General features: G+C 45.5%; 18 protein-coding genes and 2 tRNA genes. 13 read left to right on the top strand and 7 right to left on the bottom strand.

Going from position 1 to position 25,964, the window contains the following annotated elements; translation table 11 throughout:
• The first annotated feature begins 1 nt into the window (after position 1).
• The 4 genes from HPS56_RS02890 to HPS56_RS02905 all read left to right on the top strand — a co-directional run bounded on the left by HPS56_RS02890 (position 2) and on the right by HPS56_RS02905 (position 3,625).
• On the top strand, positions 2 to 985 hold the full coding sequence (locus HPS56_RS02890; RefSeq protein ID WP_172273574.1) for a Gfo/Idh/MocA family protein: 984 nt from the start codon (positions 2 to 4) through the stop codon (positions 983 to 985).
• A gap of 23 nt (positions 986 to 1,008) precedes the next feature.
• Positions 1,009 to 2,127 carry a DUF4421 domain-containing protein gene (locus HPS56_RS02895; protein WP_285822007.1) on the top strand — a complete coding sequence of 373 codons (1,119 nt, stop codon included), beginning with the start codon at positions 1,009 to 1,011 and terminating at the stop codon, positions 2,125 to 2,127.
• A 10-nt stretch (positions 2,128 to 2,137) separates the two neighbouring features.
• A complete protein-coding gene (locus tag HPS56_RS02900) occupies positions 2,138 to 3,079 on the top strand; it encodes an N-acetylmuramoyl-L-alanine amidase-like domain-containing protein (protein ID WP_172273577.1) in 942 nt (313 codons plus the stop codon).
• Between the two features lie 165 nt (positions 3,080 to 3,244).
• Positions 3,245 to 3,625 carry a YkvA family protein gene (locus HPS56_RS02905; protein ID WP_172274220.1) on the top strand — a complete coding sequence of 127 codons (381 nt, stop codon included), beginning with the start codon at positions 3,245 to 3,247 and terminating at the stop codon, positions 3,623 to 3,625.
• A 155-nt stretch (positions 3,626 to 3,780) separates the two neighbouring features.
• Here HPS56_RS02905 and HPS56_RS02910 read toward each other — a convergent pair whose 3' ends face one another.
• From HPS56_RS02910 to pyrG, 4 genes are all read right to left on the bottom strand, one after another.
• On the bottom strand, positions 3,781 to 5,439 hold the full coding sequence (locus HPS56_RS02910) for an MFS transporter (RefSeq protein WP_172273580.1): 1,659 nt from the start codon (positions 5,437 to 5,439) through the stop codon (positions 3,781 to 3,783).
• A gap of 28 nt (positions 5,440 to 5,467) precedes the next feature.
• On the bottom strand, positions 5,468 to 7,651 hold the full coding sequence (gene dpp5, locus HPS56_RS02915) for a dipeptidyl-peptidase Dpp5 (protein ID WP_172273583.1): 2,184 nt from the start codon (positions 7,649 to 7,651) through the stop codon (positions 5,468 to 5,470).
• A 132-nt stretch (positions 7,652 to 7,783) separates the two neighbouring features.
• Complete coding sequence (gene yidC, locus HPS56_RS02920) at positions 7,784 to 9,661, bottom strand: membrane protein insertase YidC (protein ID WP_172273586.1); 1,878 nt, start codon at positions 9,659 to 9,661, stop codon at positions 7,784 to 7,786.
• Positions 9,662 to 9,678: 17 nt separating this feature from the next.
• Complete coding sequence (gene pyrG, locus HPS56_RS02925) at positions 9,679 to 11,283, bottom strand: CTP synthase (protein WP_172273589.1); 1,605 nt, start codon at positions 11,281 to 11,283, stop codon at positions 9,679 to 9,681.
• A gap of 155 nt (positions 11,284 to 11,438) precedes the next feature.
• Between pyrG and HPS56_RS02930 the strand changes: the two genes are divergently transcribed.
• Positions 11,439 to 12,734: a DUF3078 domain-containing protein gene (locus tag HPS56_RS02930; RefSeq protein ID WP_172273592.1), complete on the top strand. Its 1,296-nt coding sequence runs from the start codon at positions 11,439 to 11,441 to the stop codon at positions 12,732 to 12,734.
• A gap of 540 nt (positions 12,735 to 13,274) precedes the next feature.
• Here the strand turns inward: HPS56_RS02930 and HPS56_RS02935 are convergent.
• Entirely contained in the window at positions 13,275 to 13,679 is a 405-nt protein-coding gene (locus HPS56_RS02935) for a DUF1573 domain-containing protein (RefSeq protein ID WP_172273595.1), read from the bottom strand.
• 149 nt (positions 13,680 to 13,828) lie between these two features.
• Positions 13,829 to 14,950 carry a glycoside hydrolase family 88/105 protein gene (locus tag HPS56_RS02940; RefSeq protein ID WP_172273598.1) on the bottom strand — a complete coding sequence of 374 codons (1,122 nt, stop codon included), beginning with the start codon at positions 14,948 to 14,950 and terminating at the stop codon, positions 13,829 to 13,831.
• 113 nt (positions 14,951 to 15,063) lie between these two features.
• Between HPS56_RS02940 and aspS the strand changes: the two genes are divergently transcribed.
• From aspS to HPS56_RS02955, 3 genes are all read left to right on the top strand, one after another.
• Positions 15,064 to 16,824, top strand: a complete 1,761-nt coding sequence (aspS, locus tag HPS56_RS02945) for an aspartate--tRNA ligase (protein WP_172273601.1) — start codon at positions 15,064 to 15,066, stop codon at positions 16,822 to 16,824.
• Between the two features lie 141 nt (positions 16,825 to 16,965).
• Complete coding sequence (locus HPS56_RS02950) at positions 16,966 to 17,262, top strand: winged helix-turn-helix domain-containing protein (RefSeq protein WP_172273604.1); 297 nt, start codon at positions 16,966 to 16,968, stop codon at positions 17,260 to 17,262.
• 78 nt (positions 17,263 to 17,340) lie between these two features.
• A complete protein-coding gene (locus HPS56_RS02955; protein WP_172273607.1) occupies positions 17,341 to 17,688 on the top strand; it encodes a hypothetical protein in 348 nt (115 codons plus the stop codon).
• Positions 17,689 to 17,735: 47 nt separating this feature from the next.
• Here HPS56_RS02955 and HPS56_RS02960 read toward each other — a convergent pair whose 3' ends face one another.
• Positions 17,736 to 18,116 (bottom strand): GtrA family protein, encoded by a 381-nt coding sequence (locus tag HPS56_RS02960; RefSeq protein ID WP_172273610.1) that lies wholly within the window; start codon positions 18,114 to 18,116, stop codon positions 17,736 to 17,738.
• Positions 18,117 to 18,382: 266 nt separating this feature from the next.
• Here HPS56_RS02960 and HPS56_RS02965 point away from each other — a divergent pair.
• From HPS56_RS02965 to HPS56_RS02985, 5 genes are all read left to right on the top strand, one after another.
• Positions 18,383 to 18,455, top strand: a tRNA-Lys gene (locus HPS56_RS02965).
• A gap of 21 nt (positions 18,456 to 18,476) precedes the next feature.
• Positions 18,477 to 18,549 (top strand) — tRNA-Lys (locus HPS56_RS02970).
• A 174-nt stretch (positions 18,550 to 18,723) separates the two neighbouring features.
• Positions 18,724 to 20,112 (top strand): sugar porter family MFS transporter, encoded by a 1,389-nt coding sequence (locus tag HPS56_RS02975; protein ID WP_172273613.1) that lies wholly within the window; start codon positions 18,724 to 18,726, stop codon positions 20,110 to 20,112.
• 15 nt (positions 20,113 to 20,127) lie between these two features.
• Positions 20,128 to 23,433, top strand: coding sequence for a DUF5107 domain-containing protein (locus HPS56_RS02980; RefSeq protein ID WP_172273616.1), 3,306 nt, complete (start codon positions 20,128 to 20,130; stop codon positions 23,431 to 23,433).
• Between the two features lie 155 nt (positions 23,434 to 23,588).
• Entirely contained in the window at positions 23,589 to 25,931 is a 2,343-nt protein-coding gene (locus HPS56_RS02985; RefSeq protein WP_172273619.1) for a family 78 glycoside hydrolase catalytic domain, read from the top strand.
• The last annotated feature ends 33 nt before the right edge of the window (positions 25,932 to 25,964 follow it).

Below are 25,964 nucleotides of genomic sequence, written 5' to 3' on the forward strand. Positions count from 1 at the left end.
TATGAAAATATTAAAATGGGGTTTTATCGGTTGCGGTGAGGTTACGGAAAAGAAGAGCGGTCCGGCTTTCAGCGAGGTTGAAGGCTCAGAGGTGGTGGCCGTGATGAGCCGTGAGCTCCGCAAGGCGCGCGGCTATGCTGAAAGAAACGGTATTGGTAAATGGTATTCCGACCCTCAGGAACTTATAGACGATCCGGATGTGAATGCCGTATATATAGCCACTCCTCCTTCAAGCCATGCGACGTTTGCCATTATGGCTATGAGGGCGGGCAAACCCGTTTATGTTGAAAAGCCGCTTGCGGCGTCATACGAAGACTGTGCGAGGGTGAACAGGGTGAGCGAGGAGACGAAGGTCCCTTGTTTCGTGGCTTATTACAGGCGTTATCTTCCTTATTTTCAGTGTGTGAAGAATATAGTGCTGTCCGGCCGTATAGGCAAGGTCATGAATGTGCAGATACGTTTTGCCGTGCCTCCGCGCGAACTTGACTATGCCAACCCCGGCAATCTTCCATGGAGACTCCAGCCGGATATTGCGGGCGGCGGATATTTCTATGATCTTGCGCCTCATCAGCTTGATCTCCTTCAGGATATGTTCGGGGTGATAATAGAGGCAAACGGAATATGCGCCAACCGTGGCGGACTTTACAAGGTGGAAGATTCGGTCAGCGCATGTTTTGAGTTCGAGAACGGCCTTCCCGGCAGCGGTTCCTGGTGCTTTGTGGCGCATGAGAGCGCGAGAGAGGACAGCATTGAGCTTATAGGCGATAAGGGAATGCTCAGTTTCTCTGTGTTTGATTACAAGCCGATAGTGCTGCAGACTTCCACGGGAAGGGAGGAAATAGCCGTGTCGAATCCGCCATACGTCCAGTATCCGCTGATAAAGAATGTGATAGAGCATATTCAGGGGATAAGCGTATGCACGTGTACGTGCGTGTCTGCCACACCGGTTAACTGGGCCATGGACCGTATACTCGGGAAGTTCTGATGACTTAATATATTGTACGGCCGGTGAAGACACTGCTCTTTCATAAAGAATCAGACATGAGCCTTTGCAGGAAAGGCGTACTTTTGGGATGGGGAATGCTTGTGGCGTCTCTCATGTGTGTGGTGTGTGTGCCGGCGGTTGCGAGGAAGAAGGAATTTCGCAACGTGAAAAAGGTGGTGCGCGGTTTCAGTGCTATAGATACTGCTTATATAGAACCGCAGCATTTTGAGTTTACGGCCATGCTTCAGACTACTTTTACATACGACATATATGAATTGCGCAGCCCGGGAGGCCAGAGCATAACCTTCTCGCCCGATGTGATAATGAAGGTGGGGCCATATTTCGGATGGCGGTGGTTTTTTCTCGGATATACGTTTGACCTGAAGAATATAGGCTTCAGCAGCGACAAACGTAAGCAGGAGTTGGATCTTAGCATATACAGTTCGCAGATAGGGGTGGACTTTTATTACCGCCGTACGGGGAGCGACTATAAGATACGCGATGTGAATCTTGGCGACGATACCGACATGTCAGGGCTCAGCCCATTGTCGTTCGACGGGTTGAGTGTGGGAATCACCGGTGCAAGCCTTTATTATATTTTCAATCATAACCGTTTTTCATATCCTGCGGCATTCTCGCAGAGCACATGCCAGAAGATAAGCTGCGGTTCGTGGATGGCAGGTATAGGATACACTCGCAACAGTCTCGACCTCGACTACGGGAAACTGCAGGATGCCGTGAACAGCTATATGGGGCGCACAGATGTGAAGCTTGACAGCGGAATGATGTTCAACAGCGTGAAGTATTACAATGCCAACGTATCCGTAGGCTACGGATACAATTGGGTGTTTGCGAAAAACTGTCTGTTGAATGCAAGCCTGTCGGCAGTGCTGGCATATAAGCGTTCTAAGGGCGATACAAACGACGGTGTGGATGAGTTCAGTTTTAATAATGTGAATTTCGACGGTGTGGGACGCTTCGGCATAGTATACAACAATATGCGGTGGTATGTCGGGGCAAGCGCCATCATACATTCCAATAACTACCGTAAGCCGCGCTTTCAGACGAATCAGGTCTTCGGAAGCATGAACATTTATGCCGGATATAATTTCGGAAAGAAGAAAAAATATCGTAAGAAATAGATTACTCCGTATGAGCAGTATTATCCAGTTATTAACTACACTATTTTTATTTAACGTGGCGGCTGACGCCAGCAGGCCTGTGCAGGGGAAAATCCCGGTGGAGCGCGCCACGGTTTACCGTCACGGCGGAAGTTCCGCTGCGGAGTGTACTCCAATTTACAGTCGCGAGGACAGCATAAGAGTCATGGAACTGCTTGCCTATGCCGCATCGCTGCCCGACAGCGTGTCTGTTCCCGTGTCTGTTGCCCGCAGGCTCACCGGAGTGCCTTATGTGGCGTCTGTCCTTGAGCGGGGCGTTACTGCCCGTGGGCTTAAGGAGCGTATGGTGGTGAATCTGCGGGAACTCGACTGCACCACGCTTGTCGAGACCGTCACGGCCGTCACACTATGCCGCCGTGCCGGTGTGAAGTCGTTTGAAGGATATGTAGGCATGCTTGAAAAATTGCGCTACCGTGACGGATGCAACAGCGGATATGTCAGCCGGCTGCACTATTTCACCGACTGGATAAAGGATAACGGGAAGATGGGATTTGTAAGGGAGACAAACTGTTCCGGCATTCCGTTTAACTCTGTGCAGACGATAAGCCTGAACTATATGACCACGCATCCGCAGTCATACCGGGCACTGAGGGAAAATGCAAGCCTGGTGCCGCTTATACGTAAGACGGAGAAGGCTCTCAACGGACTGCAGTTCCGGTATATTCCTAAAAACATGGTGGCCCATAGTTCCGTGCGTAAGTTCGTAAGGGACGGCGACATTATCGCCATAACATGCAGGAAGGCCGGTCTTGACATTGCCCATGTGGGCTTTGCCGTGTGGCATGAAGACGGGTTGCACCTTCTCAATGCCTCGTCCATCCATCATAAGGTGGTGGAAGAGCCGATGACACTTTCCGAATATCTTAAAAAGCATCCTTCACACACAGGAATCCGGGTTGTGCGTATATTGTAGTGTATATATGGGATTACAATCCGGTTTTATTGCTTTTTATTTTCATGTTCAAAGTATTTTTTAACATGAACAATAGAATAAAATACATGAAACGCAGTTATATAACTATTGGTGTACCCGTAATGGTGCATATAAATTAATGTGAAACAATTAAATATCAGAGTTATGGAAATGCCGGATTTTATGAATTATGCAAATAAGTTCTCATCATCAGAGTTTGTTGAGAAGATATCCCGTATAGCCAAGCGCGCAGGTGCCAAGCTTGTGTATGCGGCATTCATCCTTTTCTATACATTGCAGAGCGACAAGGTTTCCGCAAAGGACAAGGCACTGATAATCGGTGCGTTGGGATATATGATAAGTCCGCTCGATGCGATTCCGGACGCGATACCTATCGTCGGTCTTTCCGATGATCTCGGAGTACTTCTCTTTGTGCTTAAGAAGGTGTGGGGAGATGTCGACCCGGAGATAAAGGCAAAGGCAAAGGAAAAGCTTTCCAAGTGGTTTGACGATGATGAGATAAGCGAGATAGACGATTTGATTTAACAGCTGTTTATCTATAGAATAAAAATCGGCCCCAATCGGGCCGATTTTTATTTTTATACCTTGTTTTCAATAAATGCTTCGTCTTGGCATAATCAAAAGTAAACTTTGGCGAAGTGTTCGACATGCTGTTTGTTTACTGTGCCCGGCATGGCTTCTTAGTCCTTGATGTTCGGTTCCTCAAGGCCGTATCCTTTTTTCTTGTCAACCACTTTCAGCACGAATCCGAGGATGAGCGCAGCCACACCGAGGCTTGCAAGCATAATCAGCGGAGCGGTATAGTCGTAAGACACGGCAGCCTCCTCGGCGGAGATTACACCGTTCTGCAAATCGGCGACGAGCTGCGGATTGGTCTTGTCAAGCACCTTGCCTATGAGGAGCGGGAAGAGCCACAGACCGATATTCTGTATCCAGAAGATAAGGGCGTATGCGCTGCCGATAATCTTTGCGTCCACAAGTTTCGGGACGCTTGGCCAAAGTGATGCCGGTACGAGCGAGAAGCTTGCTCCAAGCACGAGTATTGTCAGGTAGGCCACGATGATTCCTCCTACGGCATTTCCTTTGAACATAGGAAGAACGAAGGCGAATGTCAGGTGGCAGAGGATAAGCAGCACAGAGCCCATTACGAGCATTGACGCGGCCTTTCCCTTATGATCAACATAATGTCCGAGAATAGGGGTGATGCCAACGGCCAGCAGCGGGAATACGGCGAACACCGTCTCTGCGCTCTGGCGCATGTAGCCCATATAGCAGAATACCACAAGAGCGGCCACGGCCACACCGAGCAGGCTGTATTTCATATTCTTCTTTTTTGAGAAGTTGCTTGCGAAAGCGGCTGCGGCCACAATGAGCATTATGCAGTATTGGATTAGGGTCACAGTGTTGCTTCCCCAGAATGAGTCGGGGTCAACTTTCGTGAAGGTGAGGTTACACTGCAGCATGTTTACCGCATATTTCTGGAACGGGAATATAGCTGAATAATAGAGCACGCAGAGAAGCGCGACAAGCCAGAAACCGCTGCTTGTGAGAATCTTTCCGATGTCGCTTATCTTGAAAGGATCGTCTTTCTCTTCCGCCTCACCTGTTTGTGCATCGAGTTTCTTGTCCATGAAGAAATAGACGATGAACATAATCAGTGCAATCATAAGGAGAACGACACCGAAGGCAACCGAGCGTGACACATCGATGACTCCGCCCATCTTTGCGAATACCGGAGAGAAGATCATGCATGTGGCCACACCGAGGCGTGCAAGTGCCATCTCTGAACCCATGGCCAAAGCCATCTCTCTTCCTTTAAACCACTTTACGATGCCTCTCGATACCGTAATTCCTGCCATCTCAACGCCACATCCGAAAATCATGAAGCCTACTGCCGCAAATTTTGCGGATGCAGGCATGCCGAGATAAAACGGTGATATTCCAAGTTCGTCGAAGCCGGGGATGTAGTTGAGATTATTGTTGAACCATGTCTCTATGCCGCTGCCAATGAATGCCTCTGTCACTGCATACCAGTTTATGACGGCTCCTATGAGCATCACCACACCGGAGAGTATGGCTGTGAAGCGCACTCCCATTTTGTCGAGGATGATACCCGCGAAGATAAGGAAGAATACAAATACGTTGAGGAAAGTCTCCGAGCCTTGCATCGTGCCGAAGGCTGTGGAATCCCAGCCACGTGTTGACTGCATCAGGTCTTTTATGGGCGAGAGAATGTCCATGAAGATGTAGGAGCAGAACATGGCAAATGCGAGAAACAGCAGTACGGTCCATCTTGCACCGGCTGAGTCTCTGAGGGTTTTCTTTAATGTTTCAGTCATTTTTGTTATAATTTTATTGTTTGATATCTTATTTCTTCAGCCATTTGTCAAGCCATCCGAAGAATGTGCGCTGCCACAGCACCCCGTTTTGGGGTTTAAGTACCCAATGGTTCTCGTCGGGGAATATAAGGAGCTCTGCAGGTATGCCTTTCATTCGTGCGGCGTTGAATGCGCCCATACCCTGGTTGGCGTTTATGCGATAGTCTTTCTCACCGTGTATGCACAGTATAGGGGTGTCCCAGTTGTCGATGAAGCGGTGAGGAGAGTTCTCGTATGTCTTTTTGGCGTTGGCAGAGATATTCTTTTTCCAGTAGGCATCCTCGTACTCCCAGTTGCTGAACCAGTTTTCTTCAGTATCCGTATACATCGACTCAAGGTTGAATGCACCGTCGTGTGATATGAAACACTTGAAGCGTTTGTCGTGGTGCCCGGCAAGATAATAGACGCTGAATCCTCCGAAGCTTGCACCTACGGCTCCGAGACGGTCCTTATCTACAAACGGCAGGTTTGCTGCTGCGTTGTCGATGGCCGACAGATAGTCGTCCATACACTGGCCTGTCCAGTCTCCGCTGATTTCCTCATTCCATTCGCTTCCGAATCCGGGAAGTCCGTGACGGTTGGGGGCGACAATCACGTATCCGTTGGCTGCCATTATCTGGAAATTCCATCTGTAGCTCCAGAACTGGCTTACAGGGCTTTGCGGTCCGCCTTCGCAGAATAGTAGTGTAGGATACTTCTTGTTAGGGTCGAAGTGTGAGGGAAGGATTATCCAGCAAAGCATGTTCTTGCCATCGGTGGTCTTGACCCACCTCTGCTGTACTTTCCCGAAGCTTAGCTGGTCGGTTATATGTTTGTTTTCCTGTGTGATTCTCCTTATCTCCGTTTTCTTTATTTCCTTTCCTGGATTCACCACATAGATGTCTGTCGGTGCGGAATAGCTTTGGCGCATGGCCAGAATCTTGTTGCCGTCGTTGGCCGGAGATATCGAAACGTAGTCGGCCCAGTCGTTTGTGAGTTGTCTCACTTCGCCTTTGAGGCTTGTCTGATACATGTTCACGCATCCGTGCCATACTCCGATGAATGATAGTGACTTTGAATCGTGGTTCCAGCAGAAAGCGTCAACGTTTGAGTCAAAAGTCTCTGTCACGTATGTCTTGTCTCCTGTGGCAATATTATAGACGCAAAGGCGGTTGCGGTCTGACTCATATCCGTCGCGTGCCATACTCTGCCATGCGATGTACTTTCCGTCGGGCGAGAATTGCGGATTGGTGTCATATCCGGGATTGTTTGCCAGATTCTCTGCACTGTTCACCTTCTGGTCCTTCATCGTGTGTGTGGCATCGGTTTCTATAGGCCTGTAATCGTCTGGTTTGCACAGATTCTTTGTTTCTCCGGTTTCTGTATTATACAGGTATATGTCAGAATCTGTGGATATGGAGTAGTCTTTTCCAGTCTTTTTTCTGCTTGTGTATGCTATTGATTTTGAATCCATGCTCCATGCAAGCTGCTCTATTCCTCCGAAAGGTTCCATCGGACATTCAAAAGGTTCGCCTTTCATTATGTCGTATTCACTGTCTATGCCGTTTTCCGTAACCTTGGCAACGAAAGGATGTTGTATAGACTCCACATAGTGATCCCAGTGGCGGTACATAAGGTCTGTGGCCACGCGTCCTGTGGCCAACGGGAGGTCGTCAGGGTTTTTCTTTATTATGTCATGGAACGGAAGGGATTTGATTATTATAACCTTCTTGCCGTCCGGTGAGAATTTGAATCCTTCCACACCGTCCTTTATATTTGAAAGTCTTGTGCGTCCGCTACCGTCGGGATTCATAGCCCATATCTGTCCTTCGGAAAGGTATGCGATGCGCTTGCCGTTTTCGATCCATGTCGGATCTGTTTCATTCTTTGCCGATGTCGTCAGCTGTCTGTTGTCGTTTCCTTTTGCATCGGTAATACATATAACATGATGGCTTTTGTTTTCCTTCACACTGTAGTATCCCACCTGGTATACAATATGCTTGCCGTCCGGTGACGCCTCTGCCGAGGAAATGCGGCCCATAGCCCACAGGGCTTCCGGTGTCATAAGGTCGCTGCCCAGCCTGATGTCGCTTTTCCCGATGTTCACTTCGTTTTGCTTCACGTTGTCTTGTGCGTTAATGCCGTTGTTGAATGCTATCATTGATGCAACGGCGATTGTGGTCAGTTTGTTCATAACGTTATATATGAATAAAGTTCTTTCGGACATTTTGTCTTTTATAAATGTATAAGGCGTTCGCACAGGAACGCCCTATATATTTATTGTGTCCTTTCTTTCCGTTAATGATTAGGATTAGGAACCGCAGTGTTATTTTCTGTTCATTCTTTGTTTTCTCAACTCTTCGGCTTCTTTCTGCATGGCTTCGAGGCGTGCTGCCAGTCCTCCTGTCTTCTTGGGGTTTGCCTGGTTTTCCCTGTAGCGTGCTTCGAGCAGTGCAAGCAGCTTCTCGTCGTTTGTTGTCTTGCGGAGTATCCACATAATGGCTGCGCTTAGGAACAACGAAACGAAGTAGTAGAAGTTGAGGCCGGCCGAATAGTCGTTAAACATGAAGAAGAACATCAGCGGCATGAGATACATCATCCATTGCATCATCTTCATCTGTTCTGCCTGCTGTCCGACCATCTGGTCTCTTTGTTGGCGCATTGTCATTATAGAGTATAGGATGTTTGTAGCGCAGAACAATATACATGTCAGACTCAGGTGGTCTCCGATGAGCCAGATGTTTGTGCTCCATTCTATTATCGGGTCGTATGTTGACAAGTCGTCAATCCACAGGAAACTCTGGCCGCGCAACTGTATGGCATTAGGCACAAAGTTGAACATTGCAATCCAGATAGGCATCTGTATGAGCATGGGAAGACATCCGCTGAGCGGGCTTACACCGTATTTCGCATACAGCGACATCATCGCCTGTTGCTTCTGCATCTGGTCTTCCGGCTTGTTATATTGCTTGGTGGCTTCTTCCAGTTTAGGTTTCAGGACACGCATTTTTGCCGAACTCATATAGCTCTTCTTCACCAACGGATAGGTGATGGCTTTCAGAAGCATTGTTATGAGAATCAACACTATACCCATGTTAAGGCCTAAACCAGTGAGCCAGTCGAATACATATATTGTGAACCAGCGGTTTATTATGCGTACCAAAGGCCATCCGAGATATACGAGTTTCTGAAGCTCTATATCCTTATTGAAGCTTATTTCCTCTTCGACATCCTGAAGCAGGCGGAAGTCGTTCGGGCCGATGAACATTGCGAACTCCGTTGGCTTGGCTCCCGTAGGATCGAAGGCGGTCTTGAATTTTGCATCGAACTGTTTGAGATATCCGGAGCCTTTCTCCTGCGGTATACTTGAAAGAAGAGAGTTTGCGGCAATGTCATCTTCCGGTATGAGTACGGCACTGAAGAATTGCGTCTTGAATGCTATCCAATCCAGTTTCTCTTCAATTTTCTCGTTTATCTCCTCAGATGTCTCGCTCAGATAATCCGTGCCGCTGTCTTTTTCCTTATAGGTAAGTGTGGCATACCTGTTTTCAAATGTGAAGCCTTTTTCCTGTTGGCGGCATTTCTCACCCCATTGGATATCCATTTCCTTATAATTGGGGGCGAATATTCCGCTAAGTCCCTCGGTCTTGAGTGAGATGCGCAGCAGATAGTCTTTTCCTAATGTATATGCTATGCTTAGATATCCTCCGTTATTTGCCGTTGCCGTCATTATGACGGTGCTGTCGGTGACGTTTGAAGGAGTGAAATATAAATCATTTGTTATGATGTTCGTACTTTTACCGGCAAGCATGAAGTTGAGGCTTTGCTCATTCTTGTCGAACAGTGTCACATCTTCAGCACCGTTCCTGTCTTTGAATCCAAGAATCCTTGCCGTTTTCAGTGTTCCGCCTTTTGTGTCGAAAGTAAGTTCAAGCTTGTTGTTTTTCAGTGTTATATCCTTGCTCTTTCCGTTCTGTGCGCTGTAGAACAGGGCAGTGGAATCGTTTTGTGCAGCTTCCATTGCCTCTGCGTCTTTTGCAAGTTTTCTTGCCTCTGCTCTCCTTGCCTTGTCCTTTATCACATTGTCGATAGAGTCTTGTACGCGCATTGCGGCCATCTGTTCCTCTGAAGGCTGTGTGTATATTCCGTAGCCTATAATTACTGCGGTCATCAGAAGCAGGCCGATGATGGTGTTTTTATTCATTTCAGTTTATCTATGTTTTATTTTATATTTGCTATTGCCGATGTTACGAAATCAAGAAAGAGCGGATGCGGATTGAGCACCGTGCTCTGATATTCGGGATGGAACTGTGTGCCGATATACCATTTCAATTCCGGTATCTCCACAATTTCTATAAGGTTGCTTTCCGGATTGCGTCCTGTACACTGCATTCCCGCACGCTCGTATTCCTCCTGAAAATCGTTGTTGAACTCATAGCGGTGGCGGTGGCGCTCCTGTATATGCTCTTTCTTATAAATGTCTGAAACTCTTGAACCTTGTTTCAGTATGCAGTCGTAGGCACCGAGACGCATGGTGCCGCCCATATCGGTGATGTTTTTCTGCTCTTCCATGATGTCTATAACGTTGTGAGGTGTTTTCTCATCCATCTCACGGCTGTTTGCGTCATGGTATCCGAGAACGTTACGTGCAAACTCTATCACCATCATTTGCATGCCGAGGCATATACCGAATGTAGGTATATTGTTGGTGCGGGTGTATTGTGCCGCTGTTATTTTCCCCTCTATACCACGTTGTCCGAATCCTGGGCATATAACGATACCGTCCTGTCCTGCGAGTTTTTCTGCAACATTCTCCTTGGTTATTCTTTCAGAGTCAATGAACGTGAGTACAGTTTTGCGGTCATTATATGTTCCGGCTTGATAAAGGCTCTCGCGTATGCTCTTGTATGCGTCCTGCAGGTCGTATTTCCCGACAAGTCCTATATGAACCTCCTCTGTGGCCTTGTTGCGTCTTTCAAGGAATCTCTTCCACGGGCCGAGGGTAGGAGTGTCGTTTGTCTGTATGTTGAATTTTCGGAGAATAGCAGAGTCCAATCCCTGGTTCTGCATGTTCACGGGAACTTCATAAATTGAAGGCAGGTCTTCGCTTTGCACCACACAGTCGATGTCGACATTGCAGAATGATGCCACTTTCTTCAAGATGTCTTCGTTGAGGTGTCTTTCCGTTCTCAGAACGAGAATATCCGGTTGTATTCCCACGCTTTGCAGTTCTTTTACGGAATGTTGTGTCGGTTTTGTCTTCAGTTCGCCTGCCGCTTTCAGATACGGGATATATGTCAGGTGTACGCATACCGCGTTTTTGCCCATTTCCCATTTCATCTGCCGGATGGCTTCAAGATATGGCATGCTTTCAATATCGCCTATCGTACCTCCGATTTCTGTTATTACAAAGTCGTAATGATGTTTTTCACCGAGAAGTTTAATGTTCCGTTTAATTTCGTTTGTTATATGTGGAACAACTTGTATGGTTTTTCCGAGATAGTCACCGCGGCGTTCTTTGTCTATTACGGATTTGTAGATACGTCCGGTAGTCAGTGAGTTGGCTTTTGTGGTCTTGATGTCGGTAAAGCGTTCGTAATGGCCGAGGTCAAGGTCGGTTTCCATGCCGTCTACAGTCACATAACATTCTCCATGCTCGTATGGATTGAGAGTTCCCGGGTCGATATTGATGTATGGGTCTAATTTTTGAATTGTAATGTTGTAGCCTCTTGCCTGTAACAGCTTTCCTATTGATGCTGAGATAATGCCCTTGCCAAGTGAAGAAACCACACCACCCGTAACGAAGATATACTTTGTTTCTGCCACGATGATATAATTTATTAATGTTCAGTTTATTCTTGTTACCTAATATACAAGGCGCAAAATTACATAAAAAAAATGAATGTAACAAGGATTAACGGTTTTTTCATTTTGTATTCTCTTGCTTTTACAGTAACTTTGTGGCGCAAATTGATTTTGGTATGAATTTCAGAACACTTGTTATAGCTCTTCTATTGGCTTTTGGATATGCCGGTGCAGGAGCGTCACGCCCGGTAAAACGTACGTTGAAGAAAGATACGATGGCAATTGTCAACGCATATATCGATTCTTTGAAAATGAGAAAGCTGTATGTAGACTCACTTGCTGCAGAGGGAGCCTACAATACCGGTTCGGACGCACGTTATTTTAAGTTGTTCGCTCCTCTTACCTTTTATCATTCTCCGGCTGGAAAATCACTGCTTCTCGGAAAAGGCGGAGCAGGGGCTGACAGCGTTAACGATGAGATTGACAAGGCTCTGATGGACATTTATCTCACACGTCCGGAACTTGTGATATCCACAGAGACCGGCCTTAGAAAGGCCGGTTCCATACGTGATGATTTTGACAAGCCGGTGAGACAGGAGATGGAGCTTGTTGATGTCATATTGCCGGAGAAGGATGAGCCGGAGACTGTGCCGGAAGGACTTTTTATAAAGAAACCCAATTTTTGGAGTTTCAGCGGTGACAGTTATCTGCAGGTGCTACAGAATTATGTGTCGGATAATTGGTATAAGGGAGGGGAAAGCAATTATTCTATGGTGGCGAATGTGACTTTGGTGGCGAATTACAATAACAAGAGGAAGCTTAAGTTTGATAATAAACTTGAGATGAAACTCGGATTTCAGACATCGCCCAGTGATACTCTTCACAAATTCAAACCGAGTGAGGATTTGATCAGATATACCGGCAAGGTTGGTCTTCAGGCCGCTGACAGATGGTATTATACTTTCCAGCTTTTGGCTTATACGCAATTTGCCAGAGGATTGAAAAGTAATGATAAAAAAGTGTATTCTGACTTCATGTCTCCTTTTAACTTGAATCTTGGTCTCGGTATGGATTATTCTGTGCGGACAAAGAACAACAGGCTCACAGGAAACATCAACCTCTCATTGCTTTCGTTTAACTTCAGATATGTTGACCGTAAGAGTCTTGCATCACGTAACGGGGTAAGGGGAGACCATCATACTCTTGAGGATTTCGGTTCCCAACTGACAGCGGATCTTACATGGAAAATATCTGAGCAGGTGAAATGGAAAACGCGTCTTTACGGATATACAACTTATAGGCGTGCCCTCATAGAGTGGGAAAATACGTTTACAATAATGATAAGTAAGTACATAAGCTCAAATATATTCCTTTATCCGCGCTTTGACGATTCTGCAAAGAAAAAGGACAGCGATATAGGATATTGGCAGTTTAAGGAGTACTGTTCTTTTGGTTTTTCATATTCATTCTGATAGGAAAGATTGAATCCCATATAAAGTTTCCGCAGAACCGTTTCCGATATAACCGTTTCTGTGGATATGTAATAAAAATTCGTAGTGTGGGTATACCCTGTTCCGCGTAATTTTGATAAAACCTGTAATTTGTTGATACACAATGTGTTGGCGGTAATCAAAAGTGTGCCAAAAATAAAGGTGCCATTCACGCTCGATGAACATGCTATTCACGCTCAATGAATGGCATGTTCATCGAGCGTGAATGGCCTATTCATTGAAAGAGAATTTTACATATACCATGATATGTAAATAGATTTCAAAAAATGCATTGATGTGCTTTTTCTGGAAAAGTAACAGGCCTTCTCGCCATGGAAATATCCGAGCAAGCTTGGCATTGCTCATTTTGCTTATGGAATGCGTCTGACACGTGCCAAAGGCACGTCCCTACATGTCGGATGATTGCGATAAAAGGATAACACTATAAAAAAACCGGTGTTATTCCGAAAACAGAATAATACCGGCTTGGTTTTACTTATATTCAATCTAAACTGGTGTCTTTTATTTCTTTTCCTCTGTCATATTGCCTTCAATGAAAAGGCGTGTCATTTCCACTGTTCCGTTGGTTCTTACAGTTATGGATTTCTTGAAATATCCCGGAAACTTTCCTGCACCGTTATACGTTACTTTTAATTGTCCTTTCTCTCCCGGCATTACCGCTGTCTTTGTGTATTCCGGCACAGCGCAACCGCAACTTGCCACAGCCTGATTTATTACAAGCGGTGCGTTTCCTGTGTTTGTGTATGTGAATACACATGTTACTTTTGGCGATGATTCGGAGAATGTACCGAAATTATGGATTGTTTTATCAAACTTTATCTCAGCCTGTTTCTTGTCTGTAGCTTGTGCGGCAGCAAAAGTTATTCCGCAAAACACTAAAAGTGTCATTAAAAAAATCCTTTTCATTGCTTTACATTTATTTATTCTGTGGCAAAAATACATCATTTAAATGATAAAGCGTGTAAATCTGCTGATTGTTTTTTATAAATTAACAGATTTACACGCTTTTCATTATTTTTATAAAAGAGGGAGCCTTTACTTGATGTGTTCGATTTCTATTTTCCTAAGAGTTTGTAGTATTCCACAGCTCCGAGAAGGAAGCATCCCACGCCGTAATCATCGAAGTCGGGCACTTTGTCGTATGTCACAGGCTGTCCGGCGGAAGGGTCTTTGCCTGTTCCCTGTACATATCCGAGGAATCCGTCTTTATGAACGGCATCCTTTGCCATTGCGTTCCATGCCTTGTCGGCGATGGGGCGGAATGTCTTTTCTTTCAAGTAGCCTTTCTGTAGTCCCCAGCTGATGCCGTAGAGGAACAGGGCTGTACCGGTAGTTTCCTTTCCTCCGTATGTTACCGGCGATACCAGGCTTACATTCCAGAATCCGTCTTCGCGCTGGCATTTTGACAGGCCGTCGCACATCATCAGGAAGTCTTTTTTCAGTTCTTTGTATATCTTGTCTTTCGGTGACAGCTGATCCATCACCCTCACGAGTGCGGCTATAACCCATCCGTTGCCTCTTGACCAGTAGCAGTCCTTTCCGTCTTTTTCCTTATATGGCGGGACATAGTCAGCGTCACGCCACCACAGTCCGTCTTTTTCGTTGAACAGCCCGCCTCCGCATTCGTTTCTGCTCCATCTGTATAATTTCATTCCGTGTTCGATGTATGAACGGTCACCGGTTATCTTATACATCTGGGCATACACAGGCATAGCCATCTGAATGGCATCTATCCATGTCCAGTAGTCTATTCTGGTTTCGTTCATCTGTCCACGCAGGTTGTCGCGTGTGGCGAAGAGCATGGTGGAATCGCCTGTCATGACAAACCTGTCAAGATAAGTCTGGGAACAGCACTGGTCGTCGGCATGACGTGTCGCGATGCCGTTACGCGGAGTCCACTTGTGTGCATTGGCCCATGTGTCGGTATAGTCTATATATCTTTGTTGTTTGTCCAATCCGTATAATGCCATCAGTCCTTCGTAATACACGGCACGTGTCCAAAGGCTGCTTGGGCGCATACGTTTCACAAACGTAGGAGCGGCCGGATCCTGATACTTGGCCATGAAGTAGTCGTTGACGTTTCTTGCCGTATTCAGTACTTCTGTCTGGCTCGGCGATTGGGCTAAGCACGTAAGGGAAAGTGCTGCCGCAGAAAGTAGTGTTACAAGTTTTTTCATTATTTTAGTAAATTGTTTAATTAGTTGACAAAGGTAGTGAATTTATTTGTAAGTTTCCGCTTTTTTGTATACTTTTGCATTTAAGAACAGAAAACTTACTTATATATAATAATATGTATAGAACAAAAACTTGTGGAGAGTTGCGGCTCTCTGATGCAGGAACTGTGGTGACGCTTGCGGGATGGGTTCAGCGTAGCCGTAAGATGGGCGGAATGACATTTGTAGATATACGCGACCGTTACGGCATTACCCAGCTCGTTTTCAATGAATCGTTGGATAAGGACTTGTGTGACCGTGCCAATAAGCTTGGCCGTGAGTTCTGTATACAGGCGAAAGGCTTGGTGAATGAGCGTGAGAGCAAAAATGCCAATATGCCTACCGGTGATGTGGAGATTATTGTCAATGAACTGAATGTGCTCAGCGATAGTCTGACGCCTCCTTTCACTATAGAAGACAATACTGACGGAGGTGATGATATCCGTATGAAATACCGTTATCTGGATTTACGCCGTAACGCTGTGCGCAAGAATATGGAATTGCGTCACCGTATGACGATTCTTATCCGTAACTTTCTCGACTCACATGATTTCATAGAGGTTGAAACTCCAATCCTTATCGGTTCCACACCGGAAGGCGCGCGAGATTTTGTTGTTCCTTCACGCATGAATCCCGGACAGTTTTATGCCCTTCCTCAGAGTCCGCAGACACTGAAGCAACTTTTGATGGTAAGTGGTTTTGACCGTTATTTCCAGATTGCAAAATGTTTCCGTGATGAAGACCTTCGTGCCGACCGTCAGCCGGAGTTTACGCAGATTGACTGTGAAATGAGCTTTGTCGACCAGGACGATGTGACGAGTCTTTTTGAGGAAATGGCCCGCCATATCTTTCGCGAAGTTCGCGGAGTGGAGCTTCCTGCAAAGCTCCGCCAGATGACATGGCATGACGCCATGCGTCTTTACGGTAGCGACAAGCCGGATCTTCGTTTCGGCATGGAGTTTGTTGAGCTGATGGAGGTGTTGAAGGTCGGGGTCTTTCCTGTGTTTGACAATGCGGAATATATTGGCGGAATATGTGTGCCCGGTTGTGCCGGTTATACGCGCAAGCAGCTTGACCAGCTTACGGACTTCGTTAAGAAACCTCAGGTCGGTGCAAAAGGACTTGTATATGTGAAGTACAATGAGGACGGGACCGTCAAGTCAAGTATCGATAAATTCTATTCGGCCGATGTGCTTCTTCAGCTGAAAGAAAGAATGGGGGCGAAAGACGGTGACCTCGTGCTGATACTTTCAGGCGATAATGCCAACAAGACACGCACACAGTTGTGCGCGTTGCGTCTGGAAATGGGCGAGCGTCTCGGGCTTCGTGACAAGGATAAGTTTGAGTGTCTTTGGATTGTTGATTTCCCGTTGTTTGAATGGAGCGATGAAGAACAGCGTCTTATGGCTACACACCATCCGTTCACGATGCCTAATCCGGATGACATTCCGTTGCTTGACATCCATCCGGAACTTGTGCGTGCCAAGGCATACGACTTTGTGTGCAATGGGACAGAGCTTGGAGGAGGCAGCCTCCGTATACACGATGGCAAGCTCCAGGAAAAGATGTTCGGAATACTCGGTTTTACTCCCGAGAGGGCCATGGCACAGTTCGGTTTCCTTATCAATGCCTTTAAGTATGGGGCGCCTCCACATGCAGGACTTGCATTCGGTCTTGACCGTTTTGTCAGCATTATGGCAGGTCTTGACTCTATACGCGACTGTATAGCCTTCCCGAAGAACAACAGCGGCAGAGATGTGATGCTTGATGCTCCGGGTGTATTGGATGAAAAACAGCTTGATGAGCTTCAACTGAAAGTTGACATACATCAAGAATAACGGCTGTTTTTGAAAAAACGGTTGTAAATCAGCATTTTATGTAATGGAAAATTTTGCTGTTAATAAAAAATAGTTTACTTTTGCATCAGAAACGTAAATGGAATATTGAATTATTCGGAAAGCGTATTTAATAAATAAATTATGGCAGAAAAGAAAACTACAAAAAGTGCGGCTGCAACAAAGGCAGCTGAAGCAAAAAAAGCAACCGTTAAAAAGACAACAGCTAAGAAAACTGAAGTGGCTTTGAATGCAGAGAATGTCGGTTTCAGAGCCGGTGATGTATATCAGGCACTTGCAGCGGAAGGAAAAGCTTTGACATGGAAGGAAATTGCAAAGGTTGCAAAAATGTCGGAAGAAGAGACACTGCTCGGTATGGGCTGGCTTTTGAAAGAAGGAAAGATACTTGTCTCTGAGGATAACAGAATTACATTGGCATAATAAATGTAACTTAATAAATGAAAGGCTGGTAAACTTAAGTATTACCGGCCTTTTTGTTTTTCATATAATATAATGTATATGGCTTACGACCGTCAGATATTGAAAATACTTTCAGAAGTGGGAGAGAGGGGGCTTAGCGTGCGTCTTTTGGCAAAGAATGTGTACAACATGAACTGCAACCTGTTTTCCTCACAGGATTTCAATGAGGTTTATGCCTATGTACAGCAATATCTGCTGCGTAATTCAAAAGGTCCTAATTCTGTCATCGAGCGTACAGACAAGAGAGGGCATTACAGGCTTAATGTGAATAATTCTTCTGATGCCCGTCAGTTGCTTTTTGATTTTTCGGAACAGCAGGAGGAACAGGACGGGGCTGTTGACACAAATCCGTATGCGGTAGACATGTCTCTCAGTCTTTTTGACTGATTGGATTTTCAGGTATGTCCTGTGGCGGAAAGCTATTGGCGATGTCGTTATCCGTGTTTCTTCACGAAAAACCTCACAAGTAGAAAATTCAGCGGCATACATATCATATACATCGGTATGGGTGCCGATGTCTCGGGCACTCCAACCCATATAAAAAAGTTAAGCGTTGCTAACTGCATAAACCAGTTTATTATATGGCTGAGAGCGAATCCTCCGGCTTTTTTCCTGTTTGGTCTCACTTTGAAGGTGAAGTAGGTTGTCATTATGAAATTAAATATAAAACTTATTGCATAGCCTATTGTCCATGCAATGGATGCTCCTGTTACGGTTACCAGTATGTAGTAAATGGCATATTGCACTATAGTGGCGATCGTGCCGGTTATGGCAAACCGTACAAGTTCGTTGTGTTTTATATCGTGTATGTTCATTGCCTTGTATGCGTTTGGGGTGCAAACTTACAAAATATAATTCTTAAATGCAAATAAACAAGCCTTCTTTCCGTTTTTTTATTGTCGGAATCAGTATCTGATAATGATACTGGCATTTGACATGTAAGTCATGGCTTTTTTGTTTTATGCTGTTTCTGAAAAGGCAAGAAAAAAGAAAAATGGCAATGTTGTTTAAAATTATGAGGCAAAAAATTTTGTGTAATCAAATATAATTACTACCTTTGCACCCGCAAACGGAAAATAATGCGCTTGTAGCTCAGTTGGTAGAGCACCTGACTCTTAATCAGGGTGTCCAGGGTTCGAACCCCTGCAGGCGTACTTCCGGTGCAGAATATCAATGCGCTTGTAGCTCAGTTGGTAGAGCACCTGACTCTTAATCAGGGTGTCCAGGGTTCGAGCCCCTGCAGGCGTACAGTAAAGAGTCGCGAAACATTATTCAGTTTCGTGACTCTTTTTTTATCCTTTTAAGGATATTCCATTTTTATCCTAATATAATCCATTATATTAATATGTTTTTCTATTATGACAGTGTTGTATAATTGATAACTTTGCATCCGTAATACAAAACCTGATTAATTATAATTGTATGAATGTATTTAATAAGAATTTCACTTACTTTATATGTATGGTCTCCGCAATGGGCGGACTGCTGTTTGGTTACGACTGGGTGGTGATAGGGGGTGCGAAACCGTTTTATGAACTTTATTTTGAGATAGCGGACTCACCGGTGGCCCAAGGTCTGGCGATGACCATTGCCTTGATAGGATGTATGCTTGGTGCCATGATGTGCGGATTCCTGGCGGATAGGATAGGGCGTAAGAGGTTGCTTGTTGTTTCTGCGTTTATCTTTCTTTTTTCATCTGTCGGGACCGGTGCCTTTTCTTCGTTCGTTCCATTCCTTATAGCACGTTTCTTTGGAGGTATAGGAATTGGAGTTGCGTCAGGTCTGTCACCGATGTATATAGCGGAGGTGGCTCCGTCGCATGTAAGGGGAAAGCTCGTTTCCCTGAATCAGATGACCATCGTACTCGGAATACTCGGAGCTCAGATAACCAACTGGCTGATAGCAGATGATATTCCGGCAGGATACGGTGATGCAGACATTCTCTTGTCGTGGAACGGGCAGATGGCATGGCGATGGATGTTCTGGGCAGCTGCGGTTCCATCGGCTTTGTTCCTTGTATTGGCTTTCTTTATACCGGAAAGCCCCCGTTGGCTTGCGATGAAAAGCCGGGAATCAGATGCCCGTGATGTCCTGATGCGTATTGGTGGAAATGAGTATGCCGATGCGGAGCTGGGTGCGGTTAGGGCTGCGAATATTAATGATGCGGGACGGTGCGGACTGAGAATGCTTTTCCGCAAGCCTTTCCGTAAAGTGCTGCTGGTTGGAGTGGTGATAGCTGTGTTTCAGCAATGGTGCGGCACGAATGTCATATTCAATTATGCGCAGGAGATTTTCCAGTCTGCAGGATATGAAATCGGTGATGTGCTCTTCAATATAGTGATTACCGGTGTGACGAATGTCATATTCACAATTGTCGCCATCTTCACTGTAGACCGTCTTGGCAGACGGATGCTTATGCTTTTCGGGGCCGGAGGGTTGTGTGGAATATACCTGACACTCGGAGCGTGCTATTATTTTCATATAACCGGAATTACCACAGTTGTTATGGTTATGGCAGCAATAGCCTGTTACGCAATGACTCTCGGTCCTTGCACATGGGTGCTCATTTCAGAACTGTTCCCGAATAATGTGAGGGCTGTGGCTGTTGCTACGTGTACATTGGCATTGTGGATAGGTTCTTCCACACTTACTTTCACTTTCCCGTTCCTGAATGCATCGTTAGGAAGCTATGGCACATTCTGGATTTATTCTGGAGTATGCATGGCGGGATTTATATTCTTTATAATAAGACTGCCTGAGACAAAAGGCAAATCTTTGGAAAATCTTCAAAAAGAACTCATAGATAAATAAACCTATAATATTTTTATGGTAAAGGCATGGAAGGAAAAGGTCGTGATACCGACTTATGAGGTAGGACAGGCCGAAAAGAATCCGATATTTCTCGAAAAGCGTGTTTATCAAGGTTCAAGCGGAGTTGTTTATCCGTATCCTGTGATAGAGAAAATAGCAGACAGCAAGACAGATAAGGAGTATGATGCTGTATGGATAGAGAACGAATATATAAAAGTGATGATATTGCCGGAGCTTGGCGGACGTGTACAGATGGCTTACGACAAGTTGAAGAAGCGTCATTTTGTATACTATAATCATGTGGTCAAGCCTGCGCTTGTCGGACTTACCGGTCCTTGGATTTCCGGAGGCATAGAGTTTAACTGGCCTCAGCATCACCGTCCGAGCACATATCTGCCGGTTGATTGTCGTATAGAGGAAAACAGTGACGGGTCTGTCACAGTATGGGTGAATGAGATGGAACGTATGTTTCATCAGAAAGGAATGGCCGGTTTCACATTGCGTCCGGGATGCGCGTATCTTGAGATAAAAGGTGTGCTGTATAACCGTACGGACATACCCCAGACTTTTCTCTGGTGGGCTAACCCTGCCGTAGCGGTGAACGAACATTATCAGAGTGTGTTTCCGCCGGATATAAATGCCGTGTTTGACCATGGGAAAAGGGCGGTGTCGACTTTTCCCATAGCAACAGGCACTTATTATAAGATGGACTATTCTGCCGGAGTGGACATTTCTAATTATAAGAATATAAAAGTGCCTACATCTTATATGGCCGTAAACTCAAAATATAATTTTGAGGGTGGCTATGAGAATGACACCAAAGGAGGAATGCTTCATGTTGCAAGCAATCATCTTTCGCCGGGAAAGAAACAGTGGACATGGGGAAACGGTGATTTTGGCCGGGCGTGGGACAGGAACCTGACAGACGATGACGGACCGTATATTGAGTTGATGGCAGGGGTGTATACCGAGAATCAGCCTGATTTTACATGGCTGATGCCATACGAAGAAAAGAGGTTTACACAGTATTTTATGCCGTACCGTGAGCTTGGTATAGTGAAAAACGCTTCCAAAGACCTGATTATGAATATAACAGAGGCAGGCGGAGGCGTTAATATAAAGGTGATGGCAACGAGAAGTCTTAAAGTGAAGGCTGTGCTTAGAAGCGACTCTGGTAAAGAACTTTATGACAACACAATGGAACTAAGTCCTGAGTTTGTTTTCGATGAGACTGTGGCTGTCGGTGATACGCGTTTTGACGAATTGTCCTTGCTGCTTTATGTTATAGACGGGAATCATACGAAGCTGAATCTCTCATGGCATTCAGAACCGGACGACATCATGCCTGTGCCGGATGCAGCGGAGGCCGCACTTCTTCCTGTGGACATAAAGACAAACGAGCAGCTTTATCTGACCGGTCTTCATCTGGAACAGTATCGTCATGCCACATATAATCCTGTGGATTACTATGAGGAGGCGCTCCGCCGCGACCCTCTTGACTATCGCTGCAACAATGCGCTCGGCTTGTGGTATATCCGCAAGGGGCGTTTTGAAAAGGCAGAGGGATATCTCCGCAATGCAGTTAAGGTGATAATGAGGCGCAACCCGAATCCATACGACAGTGAGCCGTTGTATAATCTTGCTTTGGCTTTGAGATATCAGGGACGTTATGACGAGGCTTACAGCCTGTTCTGGAAGTCAACATGGAGTAAGGCATGGGCCGATGCGGGATATTTTTCCGCCGCACAGCTCTCTGTGATGCAGGGCCGCTATGATGATGCGCTTGACGAGTTGGAGCGTTGTCTCGACAACAACAGCCACAACCACAAGGCGCGTGCCCTGAAAGTGTCTGTGCTAAGAATCCTTGGCCGAACAGACGAGGCTTTTCGGTTGTGTGACGAATCATTGTCTATAGATAATTTCAACTACGGTTGTATGTATGAGAAGGCTCAGATAAAAGGTGACGAGACTGTGCTCGAGGCAATGGCAGGCATAATGCACGGAATGTCGAATAATTATGATGAGCTGGCACTTGACTATTTCCAGGCCGGTCTCTATGAAGATGCCCTCTGCATCTGGTCGTTGGCAATAAAGAAAGGTGCTGTAACTCCTATGACATATTATTATATGGGACTGGCTTCTGCCGTTATGGGTAATTCTTCGTGCGTAATGTTTTTCAATACAGCCGAAGCTACATGCCCGGACTATTGTTTCCCAAACCGTCTCGAAGACATCGTTGCATTGCAAAAGGCAATGGAGGTTTGTCCGGAGGCGTCCAAGGCTCCGTATTATCTCGGATGCCTTTATTACGACAAGCGTCAGTATGATGTGGCTTTGGAAATGTGGAACAAGTCGGCTGTGCTTGCCCCGTCATTCCCTACTGTCTGGAGAAATCTCGCGCTTGCATGCTTCAATAAGGAAAACGATGTGGAAAAAGCCTTGGAGTATATGGAAAAGGCATTTCTGCTCGACACAGATGACGCGCGTGTGTTTATGGAGCTTGACCAACTGTATAAGAAACTGCAAAGGCCCCACGAAGAACGTCTCGCGCGTATGCGTGAATACGGCTCTCTGGTTGCCAGACGTGACGATTTGCTGCTCGAGGAAATCACCTTGCTTAATCAGACCGGATGCTATGAGGATGCTATGCGGATGATAGACAATCATATATTCCATCCGTGGGAAGGCGGTGAAGGCAAGGTGACGCTTCAGTATCAGGTATGCCGTGTGGAACTTGCAAAGAAAGCCATTGCCGGTGGAGATTACGACAAGGCCATCTGTCTGCTTAAGGAATGTCTTGATTATCCCGAAAATCTTGGAGAAGGAAAACTGTATGGTGCGCAGGAGAATGATTTTTACTATTTTCTCGGGTGTGCATACGACGGTCTCGGTGATGCGGACATGGCAATGGAATGTTGGGAGAAAGCCGCAGAAGGACCAACCGAGCCTGCCGCGGCAATGTATTACAACGATGCCAAGCCAGACAAGATTTTTTATCAGGGACTTGCATTGTTGAGGCTCGGACGTGGCGGTGAGGCCAACGGAAGATTCTATAAGCTTGTCAATTTCGGAAAGAATCATTTGTTTGAGAAACAGGTGATGGATTATTTCGCAGTATCGCTGCCCGACCTGCTTATATGGGAAGATTCGCTTGACATACGTAACCGTATACACTGTCTCTATATGATTGCGTTGGGATATTACGGACTTGGTGACAGCCCCCGTTCAATGAGATATCTGAATGAAGTGGAGGCTATGGATATAAATCATCAGGGAATACAGGCGTTTGCAACGCTTATGTATATTGACAATATTAAGTAAGTAGGTGTGGAAATGTTGTTTCATTTTATTTGAAACGGCATTTCTTTTCTTTTTATCTTAATTAATAATGGAGTGTAATGATTGCAGATAGATGAAAAAATAGTAAATTTGAAGTCAGAAACATAGTTTGTCAAATAAACATTAAATAAAACAATATGCTAAAACGTTTTTTTTCTACTCTGACAGTAGTATCATGTATTGGTGTCGGTCAGGCCTTTGCAACTGTTATTTCAGATAAAATACATGCAATGGATTTTTCCAATGCAAAATGGATAGCAATGGATCCTGATTCCACTATCCTTTTTCCACACATTCATCTTCTGAACGCCAAATCACAGGAGGCAAGGTCGTTGAAAGTATACGCTATGCCAACGTTTTATAAATCGTTTAATATAGATGGTAAAGTGAGGAAGGCAAGGGCTTATATCTGTGGCATGGGACAATATGAACTTTTCATAAATAAGGATAAGGTTGGGGAATACTTTCTTACGCCCGGCTGGACAAAATATGACAAGGAAATGCTGTATAATGAGTTTGATGTGACAGACTTACTACGGAAAACGGCAAAAAAACATGTGGATATAAAGGTGATGCTTGGAGGCGGTATGTATGACATACCGATAAAAGGCTATCATAAGATGGCCGGTTCATGTGGTGCTCCCAAGCTGTTGTTTTGTCTTCACATAGAATATAAAGACGGGAAGACCCGGACCATTGTAAGTGATGAGTCTTGGACGGCAGAGGAAAGTCCGGTGCGCTATTCGAGCATATATGCCGGTGAGTGGCATGATGCCGGATTCAATGGAAAAAAAGAACCTGTTGTTGTTACAAAACCGAAGTGGCCTGCTGCTTCTTTAATAAAGCAGCAGGCGGGAACTTTTGTTAAGGTCAACATGGAATTGCCTTTTCAAAAGCTGTCGTCAGGTTTATACGATATGCGGCAAAATTGTTCCGGTATAGTGCGCATAAAGGTAAAAGGTGAAAAAGGTAGGAGTATAGTTTTACGTCCGGCCGAGATTTTGAAGAATGGTAGTATATACCAAAAATGTATGCCCCAATATGAATGGAAATATACATTGAAAGGAGATAAAGGAGGCGAAACGTGGCAGCCTCAGTTTTCTTATACCGGTTTCAGGTATGTTGAAGTGGAGGCTGAAGAGGGTGTGGAACTGATGGAACTTACCGGTTTACATACCACGACCGATGCACCGGAAGTCGGAACATTCGAATGTTCTGACACACTCTTCAATAAGATTCACACCCTTATAGACTGGGCCGTAAGGAGCAATATTGTAAGTATAACCACAGATTGTCCGACACGTGAGAAGCTCGGATGGCAGGAGCAAAACCATCTTATGGCATATTCCATGATGTATAGGTATGATATGCATGCCCTGATGAATAAGATAGCAGACGACATGGCCGCTTCACAGCATGCAAATGGAGCCATACCGACTATAGCACCCGAATATACTATGTTTGAGCCTGGCAGCGGTTTTGAGGACACTCCAGAGTGGGGCGCGTCATTTATTCTGTGTCCGTGGTATACATATTTATGGTATGGAGATGACTCGGCTATCCGCAAGCATTATGTCAGGATGAAGAAATATATAAACTATCTTGTTGGCCGTTCTGAAAACGGAATACTCAGTTACGGACTTGGCGACTGGTTTGATATGGGACCCAACAGGCCAGGAAAGGCACAGCTTACAAGTGTAGCGCTTTCGGCCACGGCAATGTTTTACTATGAATTGACTGTCATGGAGAAAGTGGCTTTCCATCTTGGCAAAGATGTTGACCGTCGTTATTTTTCAGGTTTGGCAGATGATGTAAAGAAGGTATTCAATGAAAAGTTTTATACCGGCCCGGACAAAGTGTATGAGAACGGCAGTCAGACAGGCCTTGCAATGGTGCTTTATACAGGTCTTGTGACAGACAGCACCCGTTTGCAGACACTTGATGCCCTTGTGCGTGATATAGAGTCGCGTGACTATGCTCTTACTGCCGGTGATGTCGGTTTCCGCTATGTGGTGCAGGCTCTTCAGCAAAATGGCAGGAGTGATGTCATTTATAAAATGAATGTCAATGATAAGGTACCGGGTTATGCTTATCAGATGAAGAAAGGCGCCACATCGCTTACCGAGAGTTGGCAGGCATACGATAATGTATCGAACAACCATCTCATGCTTGGTCATCTTATGGAATGGCTCTATAGCGGACTTGGCGGCATAATGTTTAAGGAACCTGCAAATGATTTAGGAAAAGAGTCGGCGTGGAAGCATATTGTCATAGCTCCACAAATGGTTGGAGATATAACATGGGCAAAGACCTCTTTAAACACACCCAATGGCAAGGTTTCATGCCATTGGACGAGAAATACAGCAAATACTGGCGGCAAGATAGATGTTTGTATTCCGGATAATTCGGATGCGGAGATACATCTTCCTGATGGCAGGATTGTCCTGGTAAAACCCGGCAGTCACAGTTTTTCTTTTTGACAAGGCTGATAATAAAGAGATGACTATTAATGA

The organism is Xylanibacter muris, assembly GCF_013166605.1.
Lineage (GTDB): Bacteria > Bacteroidota > Bacteroidia > Bacteroidales > Bacteroidaceae > Prevotella > Prevotella muris.